At 46.5% G+C, this 19,403-nt stretch carries 21 protein-coding genes and 1 pseudogene; 9 read left to right on the plus strand and 13 right to left on the minus strand.

The genetic code is table 11. The annotated features are described in order from the left end of the window. Positions 1 to 40: 40 nt before the first annotated feature. Complete coding sequence (locus CXK86_RS06045) at positions 41 to 304, minus strand: hypothetical protein (protein WP_076253702.1); 264 nt, start codon at positions 302 to 304, stop codon at positions 41 to 43. A 288-nt stretch (positions 305 to 592) separates the two neighbouring features. Here CXK86_RS06045 and CXK86_RS06050 point away from each other — a divergent pair, with 288 nt between their 5' ends. Then, complete coding sequence (locus tag CXK86_RS06050) at positions 593 to 1,330, plus strand: HAD family hydrolase (protein WP_076253701.1); 738 nt, start codon at positions 593 to 595, stop codon at positions 1,328 to 1,330. A gap of 71 nt (positions 1,331 to 1,401) precedes the next feature. Here the strand turns inward: CXK86_RS06050 and CXK86_RS06055 are convergent, their stop codons facing one another. After that, positions 1,402 to 1,752 (minus strand): cupin, encoded by a 351-nt coding sequence (locus tag CXK86_RS06055; protein WP_076253700.1) that lies wholly within the window; start codon positions 1,750 to 1,752, stop codon positions 1,402 to 1,404. A 361-nt stretch (positions 1,753 to 2,113) separates the two neighbouring features. Here CXK86_RS06055 and CXK86_RS06060 point away from each other — a divergent pair, with 361 nt between their 5' ends. Together CXK86_RS06060 and CXK86_RS06065 are read left to right on the plus strand one after the other, a co-directional pair. Beyond that, positions 2,114 to 2,593, plus strand: a complete 480-nt coding sequence (locus CXK86_RS06060; protein ID WP_179087942.1) for a Dps family protein — start codon at positions 2,114 to 2,116, stop codon at positions 2,591 to 2,593. 127 nt (positions 2,594 to 2,720) lie between these two features. After that, positions 2,721 to 3,932 carry a nitric oxide synthase oxygenase gene (locus CXK86_RS06065; RefSeq protein WP_076253699.1) on the plus strand — a complete coding sequence of 404 codons (1,212 nt, stop codon included), beginning with the start codon at positions 2,721 to 2,723 and terminating at the stop codon, positions 3,930 to 3,932. Positions 3,933 to 3,981: 49 nt separating this feature from the next. Here the strand turns inward: CXK86_RS06065 and CXK86_RS06070 are convergent, their stop codons facing one another. After that, entirely contained in the window at positions 3,982 to 5,337 is a 1,356-nt protein-coding gene (locus CXK86_RS06070; protein ID WP_076253698.1) for an MFS transporter, read from the minus strand. Positions 5,338 to 5,592: 255 nt separating this feature from the next. Between CXK86_RS06070 and CXK86_RS06075 the strand changes: the two genes are divergently transcribed. From CXK86_RS06075 to CXK86_RS06090, 4 genes are read left to right on the plus strand one after another with little or no spacing between them, the layout of a single operon-like run. Beyond that, positions 5,593 to 6,702 (plus strand): ABC transporter ATP-binding protein, encoded by a 1,110-nt coding sequence (locus CXK86_RS06075; RefSeq protein WP_036612848.1) that lies wholly within the window; start codon positions 5,593 to 5,595, stop codon positions 6,700 to 6,702. Further along, on the plus strand, positions 6,692 to 7,525 hold the full coding sequence (locus tag CXK86_RS06080; RefSeq protein ID WP_017691799.1) for an ABC transporter permease: 834 nt from the start codon (positions 6,692 to 6,694) through the stop codon (positions 7,523 to 7,525). The genes CXK86_RS06075 and CXK86_RS06080 overlap by 11 nt, the downstream gene beginning before the upstream one ends. Then, entirely contained in the window at positions 7,500 to 8,309 is an 810-nt protein-coding gene (locus tag CXK86_RS06085) for an ABC transporter permease (protein ID WP_036612847.1), read from the plus strand. The genes CXK86_RS06080 and CXK86_RS06085 overlap by 26 nt, the downstream gene beginning before the upstream one ends. Next, positions 8,306 to 9,379, plus strand: a complete 1,074-nt coding sequence (locus tag CXK86_RS06090) for an ABC transporter substrate-binding protein (protein ID WP_074092622.1) — start codon at positions 8,306 to 8,308, stop codon at positions 9,377 to 9,379. Before CXK86_RS06085 ends, CXK86_RS06090 begins: the two co-directional genes overlap by 4 nt. Positions 9,380 to 9,710: 331 nt before the next feature. Here CXK86_RS06090 and CXK86_RS06095 read toward each other — a convergent pair whose 3' ends face one another. From CXK86_RS06095 to CXK86_RS06125, 6 genes and pseudogenes are all read right to left on the minus strand, one after another. Beyond that, positions 9,711 to 10,211 (minus strand): hypothetical protein, encoded by a 501-nt coding sequence (locus tag CXK86_RS06095; protein WP_036667859.1) that lies wholly within the window; start codon positions 10,209 to 10,211, stop codon positions 9,711 to 9,713. A 252-nt stretch (positions 10,212 to 10,463) separates the two neighbouring features. Further along, positions 10,464 to 11,404, minus strand: a pseudogene (locus tag CXK86_RS32970) (Abi family protein). Positions 11,405 to 11,531: 127 nt separating this feature from the next. Then, positions 11,532 to 12,533, minus strand: coding sequence for a cation diffusion facilitator family transporter (locus CXK86_RS06110; RefSeq protein ID WP_101313527.1), 1,002 nt, complete (start codon positions 12,531 to 12,533; stop codon positions 11,532 to 11,534). Between the two features lie 144 nt (positions 12,534 to 12,677). Then, positions 12,678 to 13,274 (minus strand): SMI1/KNR4 family protein, encoded by a 597-nt coding sequence (locus tag CXK86_RS06115; protein WP_101313528.1) that lies wholly within the window; start codon positions 13,272 to 13,274, stop codon positions 12,678 to 12,680. A 324-nt stretch (positions 13,275 to 13,598) separates the two neighbouring features. Further along, the gene (locus CXK86_RS06120) at positions 13,599 to 14,369 is read right to left on the minus strand and encodes a DODA-type extradiol aromatic ring-opening family dioxygenase (protein WP_036612835.1); all 771 of its coding nucleotides are present in this window, start codon (positions 14,367 to 14,369) and stop codon (positions 13,599 to 13,601) included. Further along, positions 14,369 to 15,043 (minus strand): alpha/beta hydrolase, encoded by a 675-nt coding sequence (locus tag CXK86_RS06125; RefSeq protein ID WP_076253695.1) that lies wholly within the window; start codon positions 15,041 to 15,043, stop codon positions 14,369 to 14,371. The genes CXK86_RS06120 and CXK86_RS06125 overlap by 1 nt, the downstream gene beginning before the upstream one ends. A gap of 228 nt (positions 15,044 to 15,271) precedes the next feature. Between CXK86_RS06125 and CXK86_RS06130 the strand changes: the two genes are divergently transcribed. Next, entirely contained in the window at positions 15,272 to 15,637 is a 366-nt protein-coding gene (locus CXK86_RS06130; RefSeq protein WP_047840788.1) for a glyoxalase superfamily protein, read from the plus strand. Between the two features lie 67 nt (positions 15,638 to 15,704). After that, positions 15,705 to 16,244, plus strand: a complete 540-nt coding sequence (locus tag CXK86_RS06135) for a helix-turn-helix domain-containing protein (protein WP_076253694.1) — start codon at positions 15,705 to 15,707, stop codon at positions 16,242 to 16,244. A gap of 295 nt (positions 16,245 to 16,539) precedes the next feature. On the opposite strand, the gene CXK86_RS06140 is transcribed toward CXK86_RS06135, so the two are convergent. The 4 genes from CXK86_RS06140 to CXK86_RS06155 form a co-directional block, all read right to left on the minus strand. Beyond that, positions 16,540 to 17,259 carry a 3-ketoacyl-ACP reductase gene (locus tag CXK86_RS06140; protein WP_017691809.1) on the minus strand — a complete coding sequence of 240 codons (720 nt, stop codon included), beginning with the start codon at positions 17,257 to 17,259 and terminating at the stop codon, positions 16,540 to 16,542. Positions 17,260 to 17,337: 78 nt separating this feature from the next. Beyond that, positions 17,338 to 18,237, minus strand: a complete 900-nt coding sequence (locus CXK86_RS06145; protein ID WP_036667854.1) for a DUF4097 family beta strand repeat-containing protein — start codon at positions 18,235 to 18,237, stop codon at positions 17,338 to 17,340. After that, the gene (locus CXK86_RS06150; protein WP_076253693.1) at positions 18,234 to 18,827 is read right to left on the minus strand and encodes a DUF1700 domain-containing protein; all 594 of its coding nucleotides are present in this window, start codon (positions 18,825 to 18,827) and stop codon (positions 18,234 to 18,236) included. Before CXK86_RS06150 ends, CXK86_RS06145 begins: the two co-directional genes overlap by 4 nt. After that, positions 18,820 to 19,149 carry a PadR family transcriptional regulator gene (locus CXK86_RS06155; RefSeq protein WP_076253692.1) on the minus strand — a complete coding sequence of 110 codons (330 nt, stop codon included), beginning with the start codon at positions 19,147 to 19,149 and terminating at the stop codon, positions 18,820 to 18,822. Before CXK86_RS06155 ends, CXK86_RS06150 begins: the two co-directional genes overlap by 8 nt. Positions 19,150 to 19,403: the final 254 nt, after the last annotated feature.

The following is a 19,403-nucleotide window of genomic DNA, read 5'->3' on the forward strand; positions in this document are numbered from 1 at the left end:
GCAGTAATGTTATGTAAGGAACTACTCTTCTATATTTGATCTACCAGGTAAGCCAACCGCTTGTACGTTTATAGTTGTACAGAAGATCATATTGCTCATAGTGCATGAGACGCTTCATTTTGGTTCTATACAGACGATAATCATGTTTACGATTGGGTTTACATTCTTTGTTGTAATGCGTGCTCTTGATTCCTTTACGGTGATCTTTCAGCTTACCTTTTCTTGGATCAATGAACTTCTTGTTGTGTCTCTGTGCAAAAGCTGTTTCATTTTCCCATGATTGAATCTCTTCCTGTGTGAACATCTTCATCCCCGTTGTACCGGGCTAGATTTTGGCTTGAGTAGCCAGTGCCTTGAGCACAACTAATAGAAGAAGAATTTTGGGTTGAACATCGTCATCACCTCAGATTTAATCATCCTTATTTTAACATATAAAGCCGTCCGATCAATTCTGGTCTAAGCGTTATTATGGGCACTGTTCTGGAGTAGAGATGATCACGCAACAAATCCCTTTTGGACGATGCATAGGAATACATATATAGTAGTAAGAAAAGAGTGTTTGGACGCAAAAGCAGGAGGATAGACAACCATTATGAATGAAATAAATAATGCTAAAACGATATTTTTCGACGTAGATGATACGTTATATGATCACTTGCAGCCACTTCGTGGCGCGTTGCAGGACGTTCTCGGCCTGCCCGATGAGTTCCCTTATGCTGAGGCCTATCATCGTTTTCGTTATTATAGTGACTGGCTGTCTGCACAAGAAGATCTGTCCGCTGTACCAGAAGCGGATGCAGTAGAGCGAATGCGCCGTCGGAGGTTTGAGTTGACGATGGAAGAGTTCGGACTCCCCCTACAATCGGGACAGGCTGAAGAACTACAAGCACAGTATCTGAGCAGACAGTTTGAGATTGTACCTTTTGAAGGAGCGTATGAGCTGATCAGAAGGCTTCAGGCAGAAGGCCATACCGTTGGTCTAATCACCAATGGAGAAGGAGAGCATCAGCGCCGCAAGCTTGAAGCACTGGATGTGCTCAGTCTCGTGGACAAGCATCTGGTCTTCATCTCCGGAACGACTGGTTATGCGAAGCCGGATCGCAGGTTGTTTGAATATGTGAGTAAGCAGTCCGGGACAGATGCCCGTTCCAGCTATTACATCGGAGACTCGTGGCGTAATGATGTGGTAGGTGCAGTGGATGCAGGCTGGACAGTCATCTGGTTCAACCATCGTGAGGCGCTGCCGGAGTCCGATCATCAACCTCATTTTGTAGCATCAAGCTATGAAGAGATCAGTCGTATTCTGACTTTTGAGTGTGTTCAAGCTTAAGGAGATTTATGTTTAAAGGAGCAGTCTTGTTACCGTCTTAGGTGCAGGTCTGCTTTTTTATATTATACCTTCTATAAAGGCATCATTAATGAGGTGTCTAACTCTTCGCTTTCAATTACAATTGCCATGAGTCCAGCTTCTGTTTTGGTTTCGTGCCATTCATGTTTATCCCAGAGAACCGCTTCGCCACAACGAACATTGATGTATTCATTTGCTTCCCCTCTAACCCAACCCTCTCCACTTACTATTAAAAGGAGTTGAGGAACTACAGCTTGATGATAACCTATGACCCCACCCTCAGCTAAATGCATACATCCAATATGAGCTGCTTTGTTGGTCTGCGTTATACGTGACATTACGAAATTAGAATCGAATTTGGTAATCTTTTTCCCTGACTCTTGTTTAAATTGAAATATCCTCATGTTTACCTCCGCAATAGTGACTAAGTTAACTTCCTATAATGGTAACTATCTTTATGATGGGTATCATCCTATTTCACTAATTTATGGATAATCCGATCAGATGAGTCTATCATAACTCCAATAGGTTGGGGAGAGTTTGCTTAAAATCATCTTTTTTTATTAGCCTGCGCCAATGTTTCTATGAAGCTGTGCTTCATGAAATCTTCATTTGAAAGAGTAGTTCAGAGCCTTCCCAAACAGGATATGCGGTGTTATAATTAAAACAAGATTTAGATTAAGTCTAAATTAAAAAAGAAGCGAATCAAAGCAATCCATTATAAAATTCAAATTCTATTTTAATATTCGAGAGGGGATAAATTACATGAGCACAATCCAAACTAGAAACAACACTTTTGCTAACAATGCCACCGCACTTCAAGAGGTCCTGAACCGTCAGATCGCAGGTTGGTCCGTATTGTACACGAAACTGCATAACTTCCACTGGTATGTCCAAGGGCCTCATTTCTTCACACTACATGCCAAATTCGAAGAACTGTATAACTTGGCTACGGCAAATATGGACGAAGTTGCAGAACGTTTGCTTGCTATTGGTGGACGTCCAGTGGCTACGATGGGTGAACAACTACGTCTGTCTCCGATTGAAGAGGCACAAGGACAGCTGTCTGCTGAGCGTATGGTAGAGTCGGTGGTTGCTGATCTGCACACGATGGTGGAAGTCATTCGTCAAGGCATTCACGAAGCAGGAGAAGCGGAAGATAACGCAACCGAAGATATGCTGATTGGATTCACCGCTGCACTGGATAAAGAGGTATGGATGTTAACCGCATTTCTGGGCAAATAAGCAAAGTTACCCTTCATCCTGACAACGATATGTAGAGTCCGTGAACAAAGTGTCCGTTCGCTTACAAATCCGGTGCGCTTGCCGTATAATGGTGGCATTCAAGATGTACAGAATGGTGGAATGAACGATGCGGTCAGACCTGGAACAATTGCAGGAAGAAGCTGAACGGTTTATATATACATGTTATGAAGAGCTGGGCCATTCGCGTGAAGACGCGCAGGCCCGGCTTGTTGCCGTTATGGGCGAGATTGAAGTGACGGGTACCTATGTGCATACCACAAAAGAATTGGAGCAGGGTTGTAAAATGGCATGGCGCAACAGCAACCGCTGCATCGGGCGGCTGTTCTGGGATAAATTGCGGATCGTGGACGCCCGTCACGCTGATACGGCAGGAACGGCAGCGGAAGCTGTGTTGAATCATATCCATGTGGCATCCAACGGTGGCAAAGTAATCCCGATGATTACCATCCTTCCAGCGGATGGGCCGAATGGAACTCCGGTACGCCTCTGGAATCATCAACTCATTCGTTATGCGGGATATGAGACAGAGCAAGGCATTATTGGAGATCCTGCTTCGGTGGAGCTGACCAAGGCGGCGATGTCACTTGGCTGGCAAGGGGCAGGTAGCCCCTATGATGTGTTACCGCTCATTATTCAGGCACAAGGACAAGCCCCAGAGTGGTATGTTGTGCCAGAAGAAGAGATTGTGGAAGTTCTTATTGAACATCCGGAGCAAGCGGAAATTGCCGAGCTGGGCATGCGCTGGTACGGTGTGCCGATGATTGCTGATATGCGACTGGAGATTGGCGGTATATCTTATCCAGCAGCACCATTCAATGGTTGGTATATGGGTACCGAGATCGGCGCCCGTAATCTGGCGGATACGTTCCGGTATAACAAGCTGCCTGCGGTGGCGGAAGCGTTTGGATTGAATACGTCGAGTGAAACGACGCTGTGGAAGGATCGTGCGTTAGTTGAGCTGAATGTGGCTGTGCTGCATTCGTTCAAAAAAGCAGGTGTGAGCATTGTGGATCACCACACGGCGGCAACGCAGTTCGATTTATTTGAACAGCGGGAAGAGAAGGCTGGGCGTGAACTGAACGGAGATTGGGTGTGGCTGATTCCGCCAGTATCCCCGGCGACAACACATATTTTCCACAGCTCCTATCGTAATGAGATCGTGAAGCCGAACTTTTTCCGTCAGGATCAGGCGTATACCCTGAAAGATGGCGTGGAATCTGCCGCAGAACTGCGAATCAGTGAGCAGCAGAATGCACAGGTAGAGAATCCCCAGCCGCAGGCCGGAGATGCACCAATGAAATGCCCGTTTGCACACTAAATTGTGCAGACGGGTTATTTTTTGTGATCCTTTTTTATCAAACGAAGAACTACCCCTCTTTCAATCGATACCGACTGCGCATCACAGCCTGAACTACAATGGCAACAGCAATCAGCACCAGATTGAACACAAACACGGAGTACAGCGAGCCAACTTCCATAAGTAGCGCTGCAACCAGTGGAGACACGATGGAGCCGATCTCGGCAGCAGAGACAATTTTGCCTATGACAGAGCTTCGACTCTCGTCTGGGATGTGATCACCAATATGAGCAAAGAACGAATCCATATAACATGCACCGCCAACCCCGCCAATCAGCATGCCAACGTAGACCCATAGATGAGAGGACGTGCTTAGAAATACAACAACTTCGATTCCAATCAGGAACATGCCAAGCATGCAGAGCAGCAGACGATCGCCCATCCGGTCAGAGAGATAACCGACAAAGGGAGCAGCGGCAAGCGTAGAAATCCCTGAGACGGTGAAGGCGAGACTGGTTGCAAACGGGTCCCAATGCATGATGTGAGCTGCATACAGTGCAAAATAGGTGAGGAATACCGCATACGCGCTCATCTCCAGAAAATGTACTGTGCCGTAACCGAGAAGCTGTTGACGCTGTGTGCGCCTTGTAGACAAATCTCGAGTATACTTTGCATCAGAAGGTGATGAAGATAAAGGAGGCGCAGTTGATACAGTAGTATGAGGATGGGAGTCATTTGTGGTGGGTTCTACAACTTCATCCGTGGAGATTAATGAATGTGTTAAGTTGTCCAGAGGTTCTTGCTTTACGCCAGCTGAAGGCTCTTCCATCAGAGGATCACTTAGCGTATCCCCAGACTCATGATTAGCTCTAGCTTGTGCCGTTGTCTTCATCCCCATCGCAGCGACCACGGCCATCAGACAACATACGGTAACGAGTAAAAAAGGCACCGACAATGGCCAGTGCAGCGCGAGCCAGCCACTTATGACCGGACCGAGCACCATGCCGCCGCCCTCACTACTGCTGATATATCCATTGTACAGGCCGCGGTTGTCTACATTACCCTCATCTCCGATGATGGAACGTACGACCACGGTAAGGCCCGTGGAAGCGAGCCCCTGTAGAAGTCGGAGCAGGCCGAATAACACCACAGCAGTAGACAGCGCGAAGCCGCCCATACAGACAGCCAGCAGGATCAGCATCAGGATGAGAGCCTTTTTACCACCTAGTTTCTTATAAATTGCCGCTGCTGGAACGCCACCAATTACTTTCCCCACATAAAAGAGTGCAAAAATAACCCCCATCATCCAGCCGGACAGGCCGAATTCCTCAATAAACAAAGGAAATAGGGGCAGGATCATGAATCCGCCCATCTGACTTAAGAAACAAATGGTCATCAGCAAAGGCAGGTTACGACGAATATCCAAGAGCCAAGACTCCTCTCACACATAAAATGGAATCCTAAAAATCCTTCATTTACTCCATATGGGTACGTATTATCGAGATTACCCGTAATGTATGCAGGATTTTTGAAAATAAGAAGAAATGACACGCGGCGTTTACATCAAAACCATTGCGGATATACCTGAATCATATATAATAGATGGGTTATCTATAAGGATGCATGAACGAAAGTGTACAGACTTAAGAGGTACCTCAAGTATAAGGGGGCGATGTGAAGCATGTCAGAACAACAACCGATTATCCGCTTCGAAGCGGTGACTCAGCAATACGATCAGGATGAAGCCGTATTGAAGGCGGTCAGCTTTGAGATTGAGCGGGGTAAATTTTATACGCTTCTTGGCCCATCGGGCTGCGGGAAAACAACGATATTGCGGCTGATTGCTGGTTTTGCGGAGCCGACACAGGGCAGTATTTATTTTAACGGTGCGCTCATCAACCGAGTGCCTGCCCACCAGCGGCAGGTGAATACCGTATTTCAGGATTATGCGTTATTTCCACATTTGAATGTATTTGAGAACGTAGCCTTTGGTTTGCGGATCAAAAAGATGAAAACGGCTGAAATTCGCAGCAAAGTGTTGGAAGCCCTCAAATTCGTCAATCTATCCGGGTATGAAAACCGGGAGATTGGCGAAATGTCCGGCGGACAACGACAACGTGTCGCGATTGCACGCGCCATTGTGAACGAACCTGAAATTCTGCTACTGGACGAGCCGCTTTCGGCACTTGATCTGAAGCTGCGGACCGAAATGCAGTACGAGCTACGGGAGCTGCAACAGCGACTGGGCATCACGTTTATCTTTGTTACGCATGATCAGGAAGAAGCCTTGGCGATGTCCGACGAGATTTTTGTCCTGAATGGCGGCGTGATTCAACAGAGCGGTACACCGAATGATATCTATGATGAGCCGATTAACCGCTTTGTAGCAGACTTTATCGGTGAATCGAACATTGTATCGGGCAAAATGAAGCAGGACTTTGTGGTGGAATTCGCTGGCGCACAGCACGAGTGTGTTGATCAGGGTCTCCAGCGGGACGAGCCGGTAGAGATTGTCATTCGCCCAGAGGATCTGGAGATTACAACCGAAGACCAAGGCAAACTCAAGGTTAATGTGGATTCCCAGTTATTCCGCGGGGTGCATTACGAGATATCCACGTACGATGATGCGGGCAATGAGTGGCTTGTTCATTCAACCAAGAAAGCCGTTGTCGGCGCACGGATTGGACTGTATTTTGACCCGGAAGCAGTACACGTCATGCGCTTTAACGAGACCGAAGAAGAGTTCGACAAACGACTCGAAGCCTACCAAGAGGCCGCTCATGCAGACTAAGGCCAGCACACGCAATGCGTATCTGATTCCATATGTATTATGGATGGTGTTGTTTGTTGTGGCGCCGGTTCTGCTGGTCATCTATTATTCATTCTTCGATGTGGAGGGTAACTTCACGTTTGGCAACTACGCCAGATTCTTCACACCGGTGTACTTGCAGATGACGCTCAGTTCGTTCTGGTATGCATTTCTGATTACGGCGTTCTCACTGCTGATCTCGTATCCAACGGCGTATATGCTGACCCGGACGAAGCACAAACAACTATGGTTGCTGCTGATCATTCTGCCAAGCTGGATCAATCTTTTGCTAAAAGCGTACGCCTTCATCGGCCTGTTCGGAACGTACGGTCTGACCAACTCCCTGCTTGAAGTGGTGGGTATTGGTACACAGCAGATTTTGTTCACCGATTTCAGCTTTATTTTTGTCTCGGTGTACATCTTCATTCCATTCATGATCCTGCCGATCTTCAATGCGCTGGAAGAGATGAATCCATCGTTGATCTATGCGGCGCGTGATCTGGGAGCCTCATCGTGGCTGACATTCCGCCGGGTTATCTTTCCACTGACGATTAGTGGAGTAAAATCAGGCTGTCAGGCTGTATTTATTCCTGCGCTGTCTCTGTTCATGATTACCCGCCTCATTGCGGGGAACCGTGTAATTACGCTGGGAACAGCGATCGAACAGCATTTTCTCGTCACCCAGGACTGGGGGATGGGTTCAACAATTGCCGTCTTTTTGATTATTGCGATGGCGATTATTATGTTCCTGACTGGATCAGGCAAGAAGGAGGTGCGTAATGGGAAGAAACGGAAAGCTGTCTAACGTCTATCTAGCCGTTGTATTCGCCATATTGTACGCACCGATTGCGTATCTGATCTTCTATTCCTTCAATAGTGGCGGCCACATGCGCAGCTTCGAAGGATTCACGCTTGAATGGTACAAAGAGGTGTTCGCTGATACTCGGCTGCTCATCATTGTGCTGAATACATTTATCATTGCGCTCCTGTCATCAGCGATCTCGACGATCCTTGGTGTAGCAGGAGCACTGGCGATCTACCATGTGCGTCGCAAACGGACCAAGAACACGCTACTGTCACTCAATAACGTGCTCATCGTTAGTCCGGATGTCATCATTGGTGCATCGTTCCTGATTCTGTTCACCATGATTGGTATCAAACTGGGCTTCACTTCGGTTCTGCTGTCTCATATTGCATTCAGCGTACCAATTGTCGTGATCATGGTACTGCCGAAGCTGCAGGAGATGAGTCCAACTCTGATGGACGCGGCACGCGATCTGGGTGCTGGCTCATGGCAGATTCTGACGCGTGTGGTGTTGCCATACGTGAAACCGGGTATTTTTGCCGGATTCTTCATGGCATTGACGTACTCGCTCGATGATTTTGCAGTAACATTCTTCGTCACGGGTAATGGATACTCCACACTCTCTGTAGAGATATACTCCAGAGCAAGGCAGGGCGTTTCGTTGTCCATCAATGCTCTGTCCACCCTATTGTTCCTGCTCACGGTGTTGCTGGTGGTTGGATATTACTTCATTAACCGCCGTGCAACACGGATACCACCCGGAGGAAAGGGGCTGCGACCATGAAGCAACTGGTACGGACATTTGCGCTTGTTTTTGTGGCCGCGTTTGCCCTAATGATCCTGGCTTCGTATCTGAACAAGAGTCAGGGGTATTCTGGCGGCAACACGCTGACCATCTATAACTGGGGCGATTATATCGACCCCGATCTGCTCAAGGAGTTTGAGGACGAGACAGGCATTAAGGTTATCTATCAGACGTTTGACTCCAATGAAGCGATGCTGACCAAGATTGAGCAGGGCGGTACTACGTTCGATGTGGCGATTCCTTCCGAATATGCGATTAGCAAAATGAAAGAGGAAGACCTACTCGTTCCACTCGATCATAGCAAATTGACCCACCTGGATAACATTGATCCGCGGTTCATGGACTTGTCCTTTGATGAAGGCAACAAGTACTCCATCCCTTATTTCTGGGGAACGGTGGGGGTTGTGTACAATCCCGAACTGGTGGATGGATTAACGTTTGATAGCTGGAATGACCTGTGGGACCCGCGTCTGAAAAATCAAATCCTGCTCCTTGATGGCGCACGTGAAGTCATTGGGATGGGATTGAACAGTCTCGGGTATTCCCTGAACGATACCAACGAAGATCATCTGCAAGAAGCGCTGAAGAAGCTGTCTACACTGACGCCAAACGTCAGAGCAATTGTCGGAGACGAGATCAAGATGCTGCTTGCGAACGAGGAAGCGGCAGTTGGACTTGTATGGTCCGGGGATGCATCGGAGATTATGGATGAGAACGACAAGCTGGATTACATGGTGCCTGAAGAAGGCTCGAACCTATGGTTCGATAACATGGTTATTCCGAAGACGGCGAGTAATATTGAAGGGGCACACCAGTTTATCAACTTCATGCTGGACCCGGATCATGCCGCTCGCAATGCCGAGTATGTCGGGTATTCCACACCAAACGCCGAGGCGCTTAAGCTGCTGCCAGAGGACATCTCGGAGGATGAACGCTTCTATCCAGACGAGACACTGACAGGTAAGCTGGAGGTCTACGATAATCTGGGTAAAAAAATGCTCTCACATTATAACGACCTGTTCCTGGAGTTTAAAATGCACAGTAAATAACCGCCAATAACGTGTGCACATTTCGTTAGATTTGCAAAAAAGACAAAAAGGGGTGTTGCTCGTCATTTCATTTGAATGACGAGCAGCACCCCTTTTTTATTACTTACTTCAGAGCAATAGCGCTTGAAGTGCCATATAAGATGAACATTTAAGATCAAACGTTAACGGAGGGGACAGAACAAACGAAGGAAGCGAAGCGGTCGCCTTTATCAACGGGTTTTCCCATTGCTAGATGGGATTCAAAAAAATCCGGGGATAACAGCGATCCGAAGTTGTACTGTCACCGCAGTGACTCAGTTAATCGCACCCCATTCATCTTATATAATTGCCACTACATGCGTTTTTTGCGACCCACCATGATCCATGCCCCACCCATAATCAACACAATCGCCACGAACGGTTGAATAAAACTCAAGCTGCTCAGCATCGTGCCAATCGACATCACAGCGAAGAATAGCAACGATATCACCGTTAGAATGTTGATGGGAATCAGCAACCATTTGTTCCGACCACCGAACCAATACAATTCGAACAAACCAACAGCAACAGCCAGAATGAAGCCCGGCCACATTGTACTCCAATTGTTGAACAGCATGGCGATCTGACAGACGATACCGACGGTGAGCAGCAGTCCACCAGGAACCAGCAGTCCAACCCCTCTGCCAATCATGGAGAAGTACAGCCAGTGGAAGAACAGCCCGAGTGGAATCACGAACAACGTGGGCCAGAATGTAGCGAAGATTGTACCTGGACCGAGTGAACCTCCCTGGTTCAGAATCAGGTACACGCCCAGCAAAATGAGAACAGGCGCAAGGATCGTACGTTTAGCCATAATATCTCTCCTTCTTAATACAAGATCAATTTTCCGAACGGTTGTATGTAGAGCAATTACTTTCGTTATTCACAGCATACCATGAACTGGAAAACTCTATCCTCCGTCTTTGGAGTTAAAATGAACCTAGACCAAAGTCTAGGTTCGAAAGATGCTCAGTCGTTTTTTCATGCAAACAATCCGTGCCAAACGGTGGTGAACAAGTTACACAGAAAAATTTGATTTAGGCTTGCATGTTGCGAGAGAGAATTATCATTGCTTTCGTAGCAGATGCTCCCAGTTTGTAGGGAATCCCAAAAGGGATATATCAACTATAGTGTAAGCTTCGATTAATGAGGATAGCTCAGTCACCCAACTATCCCAGATTGTTCTATCCTTTATCAGGTACTTCGCATTGTAGATAGCTCCAAAAAGAAAGGCTTTGTCTAAGCCTAATAATTCATCATTTCGTGTGTATCTTATGGTAACAGGGATTCTATAATTAAAAAGTCTGCTGTAGTGAGCACATCTATTCCTAAAAACAGTTAAGACGTGGAACCAGTTCTTAAGTTCCCTATAACTTATGTTTCGAGAAGGGTAGTATTCTCGATCAATAGATTTTTTGTCAGACGTTTTTAAATTTTTATAGAGTGAGGACATCATAGAAATTGTACTAACTTCAAAGGCCGCCCAGATAGGATATCTATCTTGGTAATTCTCTCTATGATGAGCAATAAGCACTTCTTTGTGCTGTTTTTGAATGCATTTTTGCAAATCCTCCATAAAGCGTTGGTGAAATTGAATTTTAGAAAAATTAGCGGCATTCGTATATCCAAGAGCACCATACTCGTGGGCGAGCTTGTATGAAATTTGTGATCTTAAGGCAATCTCGATTACTCGACAATCTTCATAAAGTGATTTCTAAGGGCTGCATCAAACAAATAATGCTTATACACTTTGTTGAAAGTCGTTCCTTCAATGTAGTTGTCCGAGGTATCCTGTTTAAAAGTTAAGGCATATGCAGTAAACCTGTAATAGTGAATGCGTTTCAGGATTGTAATTGCTTCTACATCATTTTCAATTGTCATTTTTCGGTTTTTAAACTTTTCGAGCTGTTCTTCATATGTAGTAGGCGCTTTCATTTCACGTAGCTGAACATCATCTGGCAAGGAAAATACCCCCATAACGCAAAAATGTCTCGCCCTGTTCCACATGCATAAGCAGAGGTGCGGGCGAGATCTGTTATTAAGAATATACGATTCGTTGACTGTTTAGTCAACAGTTAAACTTAAATTGAGCAACTACTGAATGGTAAAGCTGAGTCATCCAAAACGAAGCTTGTTATTTCACCACATCCGAATGTTTCTTGCCCCAGCTGTTCACACCGTCATCCTCAATAATGGAGATGGCAGCGTCGGCGATGTCGGGGTTTGTCATCAGTTTCTCCTGAATACGGAACTTGATGTCATCCGCATCGGCAAGACTGAGTCCTTTGGTCAACTCAATCAGACCTTCGACATGATAATAACGGCCTTCCTGAATGATACGCATCATCTGAATGTCAGCAACGTGTGTGTCTGCGAGAATAGTCTGGGACACTTTGTCCTCAATATCCTGCGGAGCCGCAACACCGATCAATCCGATCATATTATCGTAACCGACACGGAAGGCTACAGCGATCATCAGACATCCAATAATCGTTGTCACAATGCCATCGAGCAATGCAAAGTTGGTCAAGGCAATCACCACGACGGAAATCAGCGCAAGCAGGGCACCGAGTACAGCGACAACATCTTCGTAGAACACGAGACGGGTTGGCGGTGCAGCACGGCCTACATTTTTAATGGCAGCAGGGACCAAGGCAAATCCGGCGGCTTTGGGTGCGCGTGCTTCTTTGAGGATTTCCTTCATGGCTTTGATCAGAATGGCACCGTCGATCAGAATGTTCAGAACAAGCACTCCGATGTTAATCCAGAGACCGCCGGTATGACCAACAGGATGCTGCAACAGATGGATGCCTTCATGGATCGTTTCATACGCCATAATGGTAACAACAATAACGGCGATCATACAGAAAATGTTAATGACCCGTCCGAATCCGGTCGGGAAGCGGCGTGTAGGTTTTTTCTCGGACAACACACTTCCGACAAAGACAAACCCTTGGTTAATGGCATCAGCGAGTGAATGCATCGCCGAAGCGAACATGGCACCACTGCCACTGAATAGGAAGGCTCCCCCTTTGCACACAGCAAGAACAGCATTACCTGCCATCGCTACGGCGGAGGATGTGTTTCCTTTTTTGATGAGAGACATAAAGCTCTCAGACTTCGGTTGTTCAGCCACTTCGTATGTTCCTCCCAGATCAATGTATTAGGTGTAGAAAAGGCAGTCTTATCTATACAGCATGTGCATTTCCACTAAATGTTATTATAACCGCTTTGACATATCCCAGCATTATGCAAAAAAGGTCATATCATCATGCGCATTTCAGTACTCAATGGCTTCCAAGGCACGTAAATTGCGGTTGGATTGTTCCAATAGTTCCGTAAACGTCCCAGCGACATAATATACAAAATCCGGGTCATGCACGTACATAATAATCTGTCCAACCGTTCCTTGCTCTGTCGGATCAAAGTCGAACATCAGATACAGCGAACCACCTCCAAGCATGCCAAACGTGATCCATTTCTTTTGAAAAAGGTAGGGTTTGATTCGGGGATCAAGCTCACGGATCTCTTCTTCGGTAAAATAATCATCCATGCGGTTCTCCACCAGCGTGGACTGCTCCTTTTGAATTTTTTCCAGGGATAACAGGTAAAATGGCTCGGATTCCCGTCCTTCCTCAAGGCTTGGGTACAAGACGTGAAAGCCATAACCACTCCCATTTTTACGTTTATAAAACGCACGAAAATCAGCAGGTAATCGAATACCTTGTTCACGCTCGAATGCGTCGAGATGCTCATCCGTCACGCCTTCAAACTCGCGATATGCCTCCAAGAGCTCCCGGTTTTCCTCATCCTGTACCTTCTCCTCCAGCAACATATCCAGTTCTTCCATCAATTCATATATACGCTGTTCTGGCATCCAATTCCCTCCGTATGAGCTATTCAGATAATATGGTGAGTGATATGCGAGCAAACTGTGCCTAATTTCACCTCATATTATAGTTATAATCCGGAAAAGCACACAAGAAACCGGAGACCTTGCTTATGTAATACAATGGTCTCATTATTTATAGGCGGTTGTTGCATATCAGCACACCTGTCTCCATTCCAATCGATTACGTACAACCATCATGAAAGTCACTCCTAACAACAAATAAGCGTGGGTTACAGGGGTAATCCCTGTAACCCACGCTACATTTTTTATCTACTATATAAGTGAAACTAACCTTTTATATAGTCCTCTTTAATCAAACTTCCAACAGGACAAGCTCAGGTTGCCATACTGATAGGCTTTGAACAGGAGCGATGCACGTTTGTTCTGATCTCCCGCACCCATGGCGAGTAACAGCGGTACAAAATGCTCCGGCGTAGGCACGGCGGCTTGAGCTGAAGGTGCCAGTTTATCATAGGAGAAGAGAGACTCCGTATCCCAGCTCACCAGCTTGTCATGCAGCCAGTTGTCGAACTCTGATGCCCACGGGTCAACGCCGTTACTTTCCCAGTTCAATCGACGTAGATTGTGGACGGTTCCTCCGCTACCAATGACAAGAATGTCTTGCTCACGCAAGGAAGCGAGCGCTTGTCCGACCTGATATTGCTGCTCACCTGTCAGATAGCGATTCACGGACAAGGCAATTACAGGAATATCCGCATCTGGGTAGAGCAGGCGTAGAACGACCCAAGCGCCGTGATCCAGTCCACGAACGTCATCGGTCTGTACCGGAATCCCGGCTTCTGTGAATAAACGTTCCACCTCGGCTGTGGTCTCTGCCTGTCCTTGAGCCGGGTACTTGATCTGATACAGCTCGGGCTGGAAACCGCCGAAATCATAAATGGTCTCATAGTTGGCTACCGAGGATACAAGCTGAGTTGTGGATTCCCAGTGAGCAGAGAACAATACGATTGCTTTGGGTTTCGGCAGTTCCTGTCCAAGTTTTTGCAAAAATTCGGTGTACACATTCTCCTCCAGTGCCAGTGATGGGGCACCGTGAGCAATAAAAAGAGATGGCATCATTATGAATTCAGTCCTTTCGGGTCTTCGGTAGTCAGATTTGCATCCGTCCGAAGCCAGTGTTGGAATTGTTGATATAGTTCGGGGGTCACCTGGTGTCCACCGTTGTAAGGTACATATGTGACGTGATTGGTGTGTTGACGGAAGAAATTGGCGTTATCTTCGCCCAGTTGCAGCGGGAATAGATGATCCTGATCTCCATGCGAGATGAACACAGACAGCTCCGAATCGGGGTGCAGCATGTACTCGTCTTTCACAAATTGCGGGATGTACCCACTCATCGCTACAATGCCTTTAATTGCATCTCCCATCACCAGCGATAGGGTCATTGCCATAATGGCGCCCTGGCTGAATCCGGCGATATAACGCCGTGTGGGATCAATAGCATATTTGGCGGACAGATCAACAATCAACTGTTGCAGTCCCAACACGGAGGCATCATACAATTCACGGATAGGGTTGCCAATGCTTTTGATCTGAAAATAAGCATAACCACTACCCTGAACGATAGGTCCACGGATGGCGACGATAATAAAATCAGACTGCATAGGCTCCATTAAACGAAGCATATCTTGCTCATCTGATCCCATGCCATGTAAGGCGAAAATGACAGGATAACGTTGATCTGGATTGTAATGAGACGGTAATCGGACTTCATGTATATAAGGAGAATTCATTAAAAACACCACCTGAAGAGGAATGAGTTAAATATATCGTTCTGACAATAAAGTTCACCAATATGAAATAAATATTCTTATTTATGAACAAAATTTATCATGGTTTCATTGTAGGGTCAATACTTTTTTTGTATGATGAATATATGTTGTTTATAAGAAACCTTGAATGGATTTAAAAGAAGTGTCGTTGCGCATGGTTCATATTTTATTCCCGAGGACGTGATCAGGATGTTAAAGAGTATCGTGCCTATTTTGAGAATATTTGATGAAAATAAAGCTAGAGAGTTTTACCTTGAATACCTGGGTTTCCAATTGGATTGGGAACATCGATTTGAGCAAGAAATGCCCTTATATATGCAGGTTTCGCTCGATTCCATCGTGATTCATCTCTCCGAACATCATGGAGATTGTACACCTGGAGCTGCCTTGCGCGTGGAAACAGATAACTTGGATACATTTCATGGTGCACTTCGTCAGAAAGAGTACAAAAATGCGAGACCCGGTATAGAGGAGACCCCTTGGCAATCAAGAGAAATGACCGTGACAGATCCGTTTGGTAATCGGATTATATTTGTTGAGGCAAGCGCCGAATAGATAACCTGTAGTAGCTAAGCTTACGTCTGGTGTCTTATATAGGTGAATAGAAGGGGAGGGACGCAATATGGATATTGGCTTGGCTATTCGTACGATCCGCAAACAGAAACAGATTACGATCATGCAGATGTGTGAGGGCACGGGGTTGTCCAAAGGTTTTATCAGCAACGTGGAAAATAACAAAACATCACCTTCCATTGCTACGCTTGAAAGTATTGCGGATTATCTGGAAGTGCCACTGCCCTATTTGCTGCTGACACCGGAGCAACGGATGAATGTGGTACGCAAGAACGAGCGCAAGGAGACGACAGCAGGAAGCGGACAGATCAAAGTGCAGCAGCTTACAGCCAAAGGTGCGATGCGTATGTCCATTGTGGAGTTGCCGCCAGGCGCATCGACCGGGGTAAGCAAACATGCCGGGGAGGAAAGTCATCTGGTGTTGCAGGGCAAGATTCGTGCGGAGCAAAGCGAAGATGTGGAAGTTCTTGAAGTGGGTGATTCGTTTACCTGGAATGCGATCGTGCCCCATGAAGTGACCAATATCGGTGAGGAGCCTGCGGTGGTGCTCATTGCGGTGTCCAGAGAATTGGGTCTGGATCATCTGTAAAATACAAAAAGGACGGCTCCCAAGTCATGAACATGCGAACCTGCATACATGTACAATGGGAAACGTCCTTTTATATTTCTAACGAACTGAGCGAGCCCTATTAGGTGAGTTTAAGCAGGTGCAGAGATGTAACGAACCTCATACGCTTTATTTCACTGCTGTGTGTGTATTTTGGCTACAGTTCACAGACTTTTAGCGAAATAATGTTTCTGAGATTCGTTACGTTTCTCATTTCCTGCATATGACAACAATAGGGTGCGAGAAGTTCGTTAGAAAAGACAGAGGGAGACTCTGCCTATTGCGGATTAGTCGTCCAGATGCCTGCTGCTTTAACGAAGACACGGTCGGACAGCTTGAGCGTTGCGAGTGCAAGTTCAGCTACATCTTCCGCTTGCATCATGCGATCTTCGTCGCCAATTTTCAGTCCGGCATTGGTCGCAAGCTCCGTATTAACGGTGCTTGGAGTCAGTGCCGTTACACGAATGTTGGACTTGCGCACTTCCTGCATCAGAGATTCGGTCATGCCAAGCAATGCAAACTTGGACGCGCAGTATGCCGAACCTGTAGCGAATCCGCGCTCACCTGCAGTGGAAGCAATATTGATAATGCTGCCGCTACTTTCCTTGATCATGCTCGGAAGGACAGCGCGTGTAACGTAATATGTACCCATAACGTTAACATGCAGGATGCGCTCCCACTCTTCCGGCTCCATCTCCATGAACGTTCCGAACTTTCCGATCCCCGCATTATTGATAAGGATATCCACCGCACCGAGTTCCATCTCGATGGCTGCTACAGCGGCTTCGGCCTGCGTGCGATCCGAGATATCTGCTACTGCACTGGTTACTTTCACACCGTATTCTTGACTCAGAGACTGTTGCAGAGCCTGAAGATCGGAAGCGGTACGTGCAATAAGGCCGAGGTGCACTCCTTCTTTGGCAAGAGCTTCAGCGATCGCACGGCCGATACCTTTTCCGGCACCTGTGATGATCGCTGTTTTATTTTTAAGTTCCATGTGGGTAATTCCTCCTTAGAAATGGACTAGCATTCAATTATACTATTATTACCCACAGTTCGGAAATTGGCTTCATCACTATCTGGTAATCTCGATGCTACCAGAAGAAGTACGGGCCTTGATCACTTCGCGGCTCACCATTGGCGATTCAGGTACATCGACACTTCCGGAAGTAGCCTTAGCATCATAGATTCCGTCAAAATCAGGTGCAGCTTGAATGAAAATATCTCCAGATGTTCCGGATGCATTGATTGGCGCAGCATGGGACTGTTCAATATGAATGCTACCCGAGGTGAATTTAACATCGGCCGCACCATTCAATTCAGTGATCTCAATATCTCCTGATTTAATCTCACTGTTGACTTGACCGACTATCTGATCAGCAGTGAAGCTTCCGGATGTCTGTTTCACGGTCATGTCTCCATCAATCATGGAAGCGTTAATGTCACCAGAAGTTAGAACCAATTCAATATTGGGCGCCTTAATATTTTCCAGACGTATGGAACCTGAGGTATTGTTCAGCTCAAGCTGATTGGCATTCAGACCTGTCAGATCCCAGTCACTTGAAGAGGAGTCCAGCTTAACCTCATTTAATTGGTGTCCTTCAGGCAGAGCAACCGTTATTGTGGAGTCTTGATCATTCCAGTACAAGGTGAAAAATTGCAATCGTTCACGTGCTGTCTGAGACAGTTGGAATGTGCCTTTGGATAAAGTGGCTTGTTCGAAGCTTTTGACTACGGTAGGGTCCCATTTACCATCCACTTCGATATAACCATTCGAATCGGGGCTTATGACAAATTCAATATCTGCACTGAAATTAGCATTCATGATAATGTTCTGCAATTCATCTGCTTTGAAATCCCATCGTTTAGAATAATGCTCCCGTTCATCCCCGAACTGAACGCCATAGATGGATGTCCCGAGCAAACCTATTCCGATACATATCACGGCAAGCGCAAGCCATTTTTTGGTACTCATGCGGAAACATCTCCTTTCATCATATTTTTATTCCATTGAATGTATTGAAGAGTAGTGTTTTTGAAGGCTCTAAAAACATACTTCGATGCGATGGCAAACAAAATGCCGACACCGAAAGCGCCAATCGCAACGAAAATTTCCGGTTTATCGAGTTGGCCCAGGAATACAAAGTCCACAACTGCTGCTACAGGAGCCACTACCAGCAAGGAAAGGCTGGCAATAACAAGCCATACCGACCACATCATGAGACCAAGAGGAATGCCAAGGATCAGATTCAAGAATAACAGGCCGATGGCTGTGAAAAATTTGCGAGTGGCGCTGGTGTTGTTTCTGGGTGACCGCATCTCGCGATACGTCGGTGCATAGAACGCGTCTGAACCCGGCGTATGCATGTCATAACGATCACCGAGTGCTTCCTTGGCGATTTCTTCCGGCTGTCCGAGTTCCCGAGCGATCTCTTCTTCCAGCCTGCCTTCTCGTAGTCCGAGCTCGAAATGTTGATCATAGTCGGCGAGCAACTCAGCCCGTTCGAATGGGTCCATCGGCCGTAGATGAATTTCCATGGCTTTCATAAATTGTTGTCTATTCATTGGGGATTCCTTCCTCAATCAGATTTGCGACATTGCGCACAAAATCATTCCACTCTGTCGTCAGTGCCGTCATGTAGTCGCGACCTGTATCGGACAGTCGGTAATACTTGCGCGGCGGTCCTTCGCTTGATTCTTGCAGATAGGTGGTGCAGTAACCGTCATTTACAAGCCGGCGAAGCAAGGGATACAGTGCACCTTCAGCAACTTCGATATGTTTGGAGACCGCCTGAGCCAGTTCGTAGCCATACCGATCCTGGCGGTTAATTAATACCAGGACGCACAGCTCCAATACTCCTTTTTTGAACTGGATGTTCACATTCACACAGGTTCCTCCTTAGTAGCTTCATTATATAGCTAGTGTATATTATTCAGTAGTGGTGAATTCATCATAGCATCCAGTACTGTTTAATGCAAGGTAGTGACTTTAAAATAGTTCCGTATCACGATTGATCGATAATAAGTTCGTTTAATACTGATGATCAGCTGAAGCTGTTTGTTTAGCTATATTCAGCATACGCAAAAACCGGATCGGTTACTTCCGTCTGGAGGCGGATTCCGATCCGGTCTGTGAGATGA

This window comes from Paenibacillus sp. BGI2013 (genome assembly GCF_002843485.1).
Taxonomy (GTDB): Bacteria; Bacillota; Bacilli; order Paenibacillales; family Paenibacillaceae; genus Paenibacillus; species Paenibacillus amylolyticus.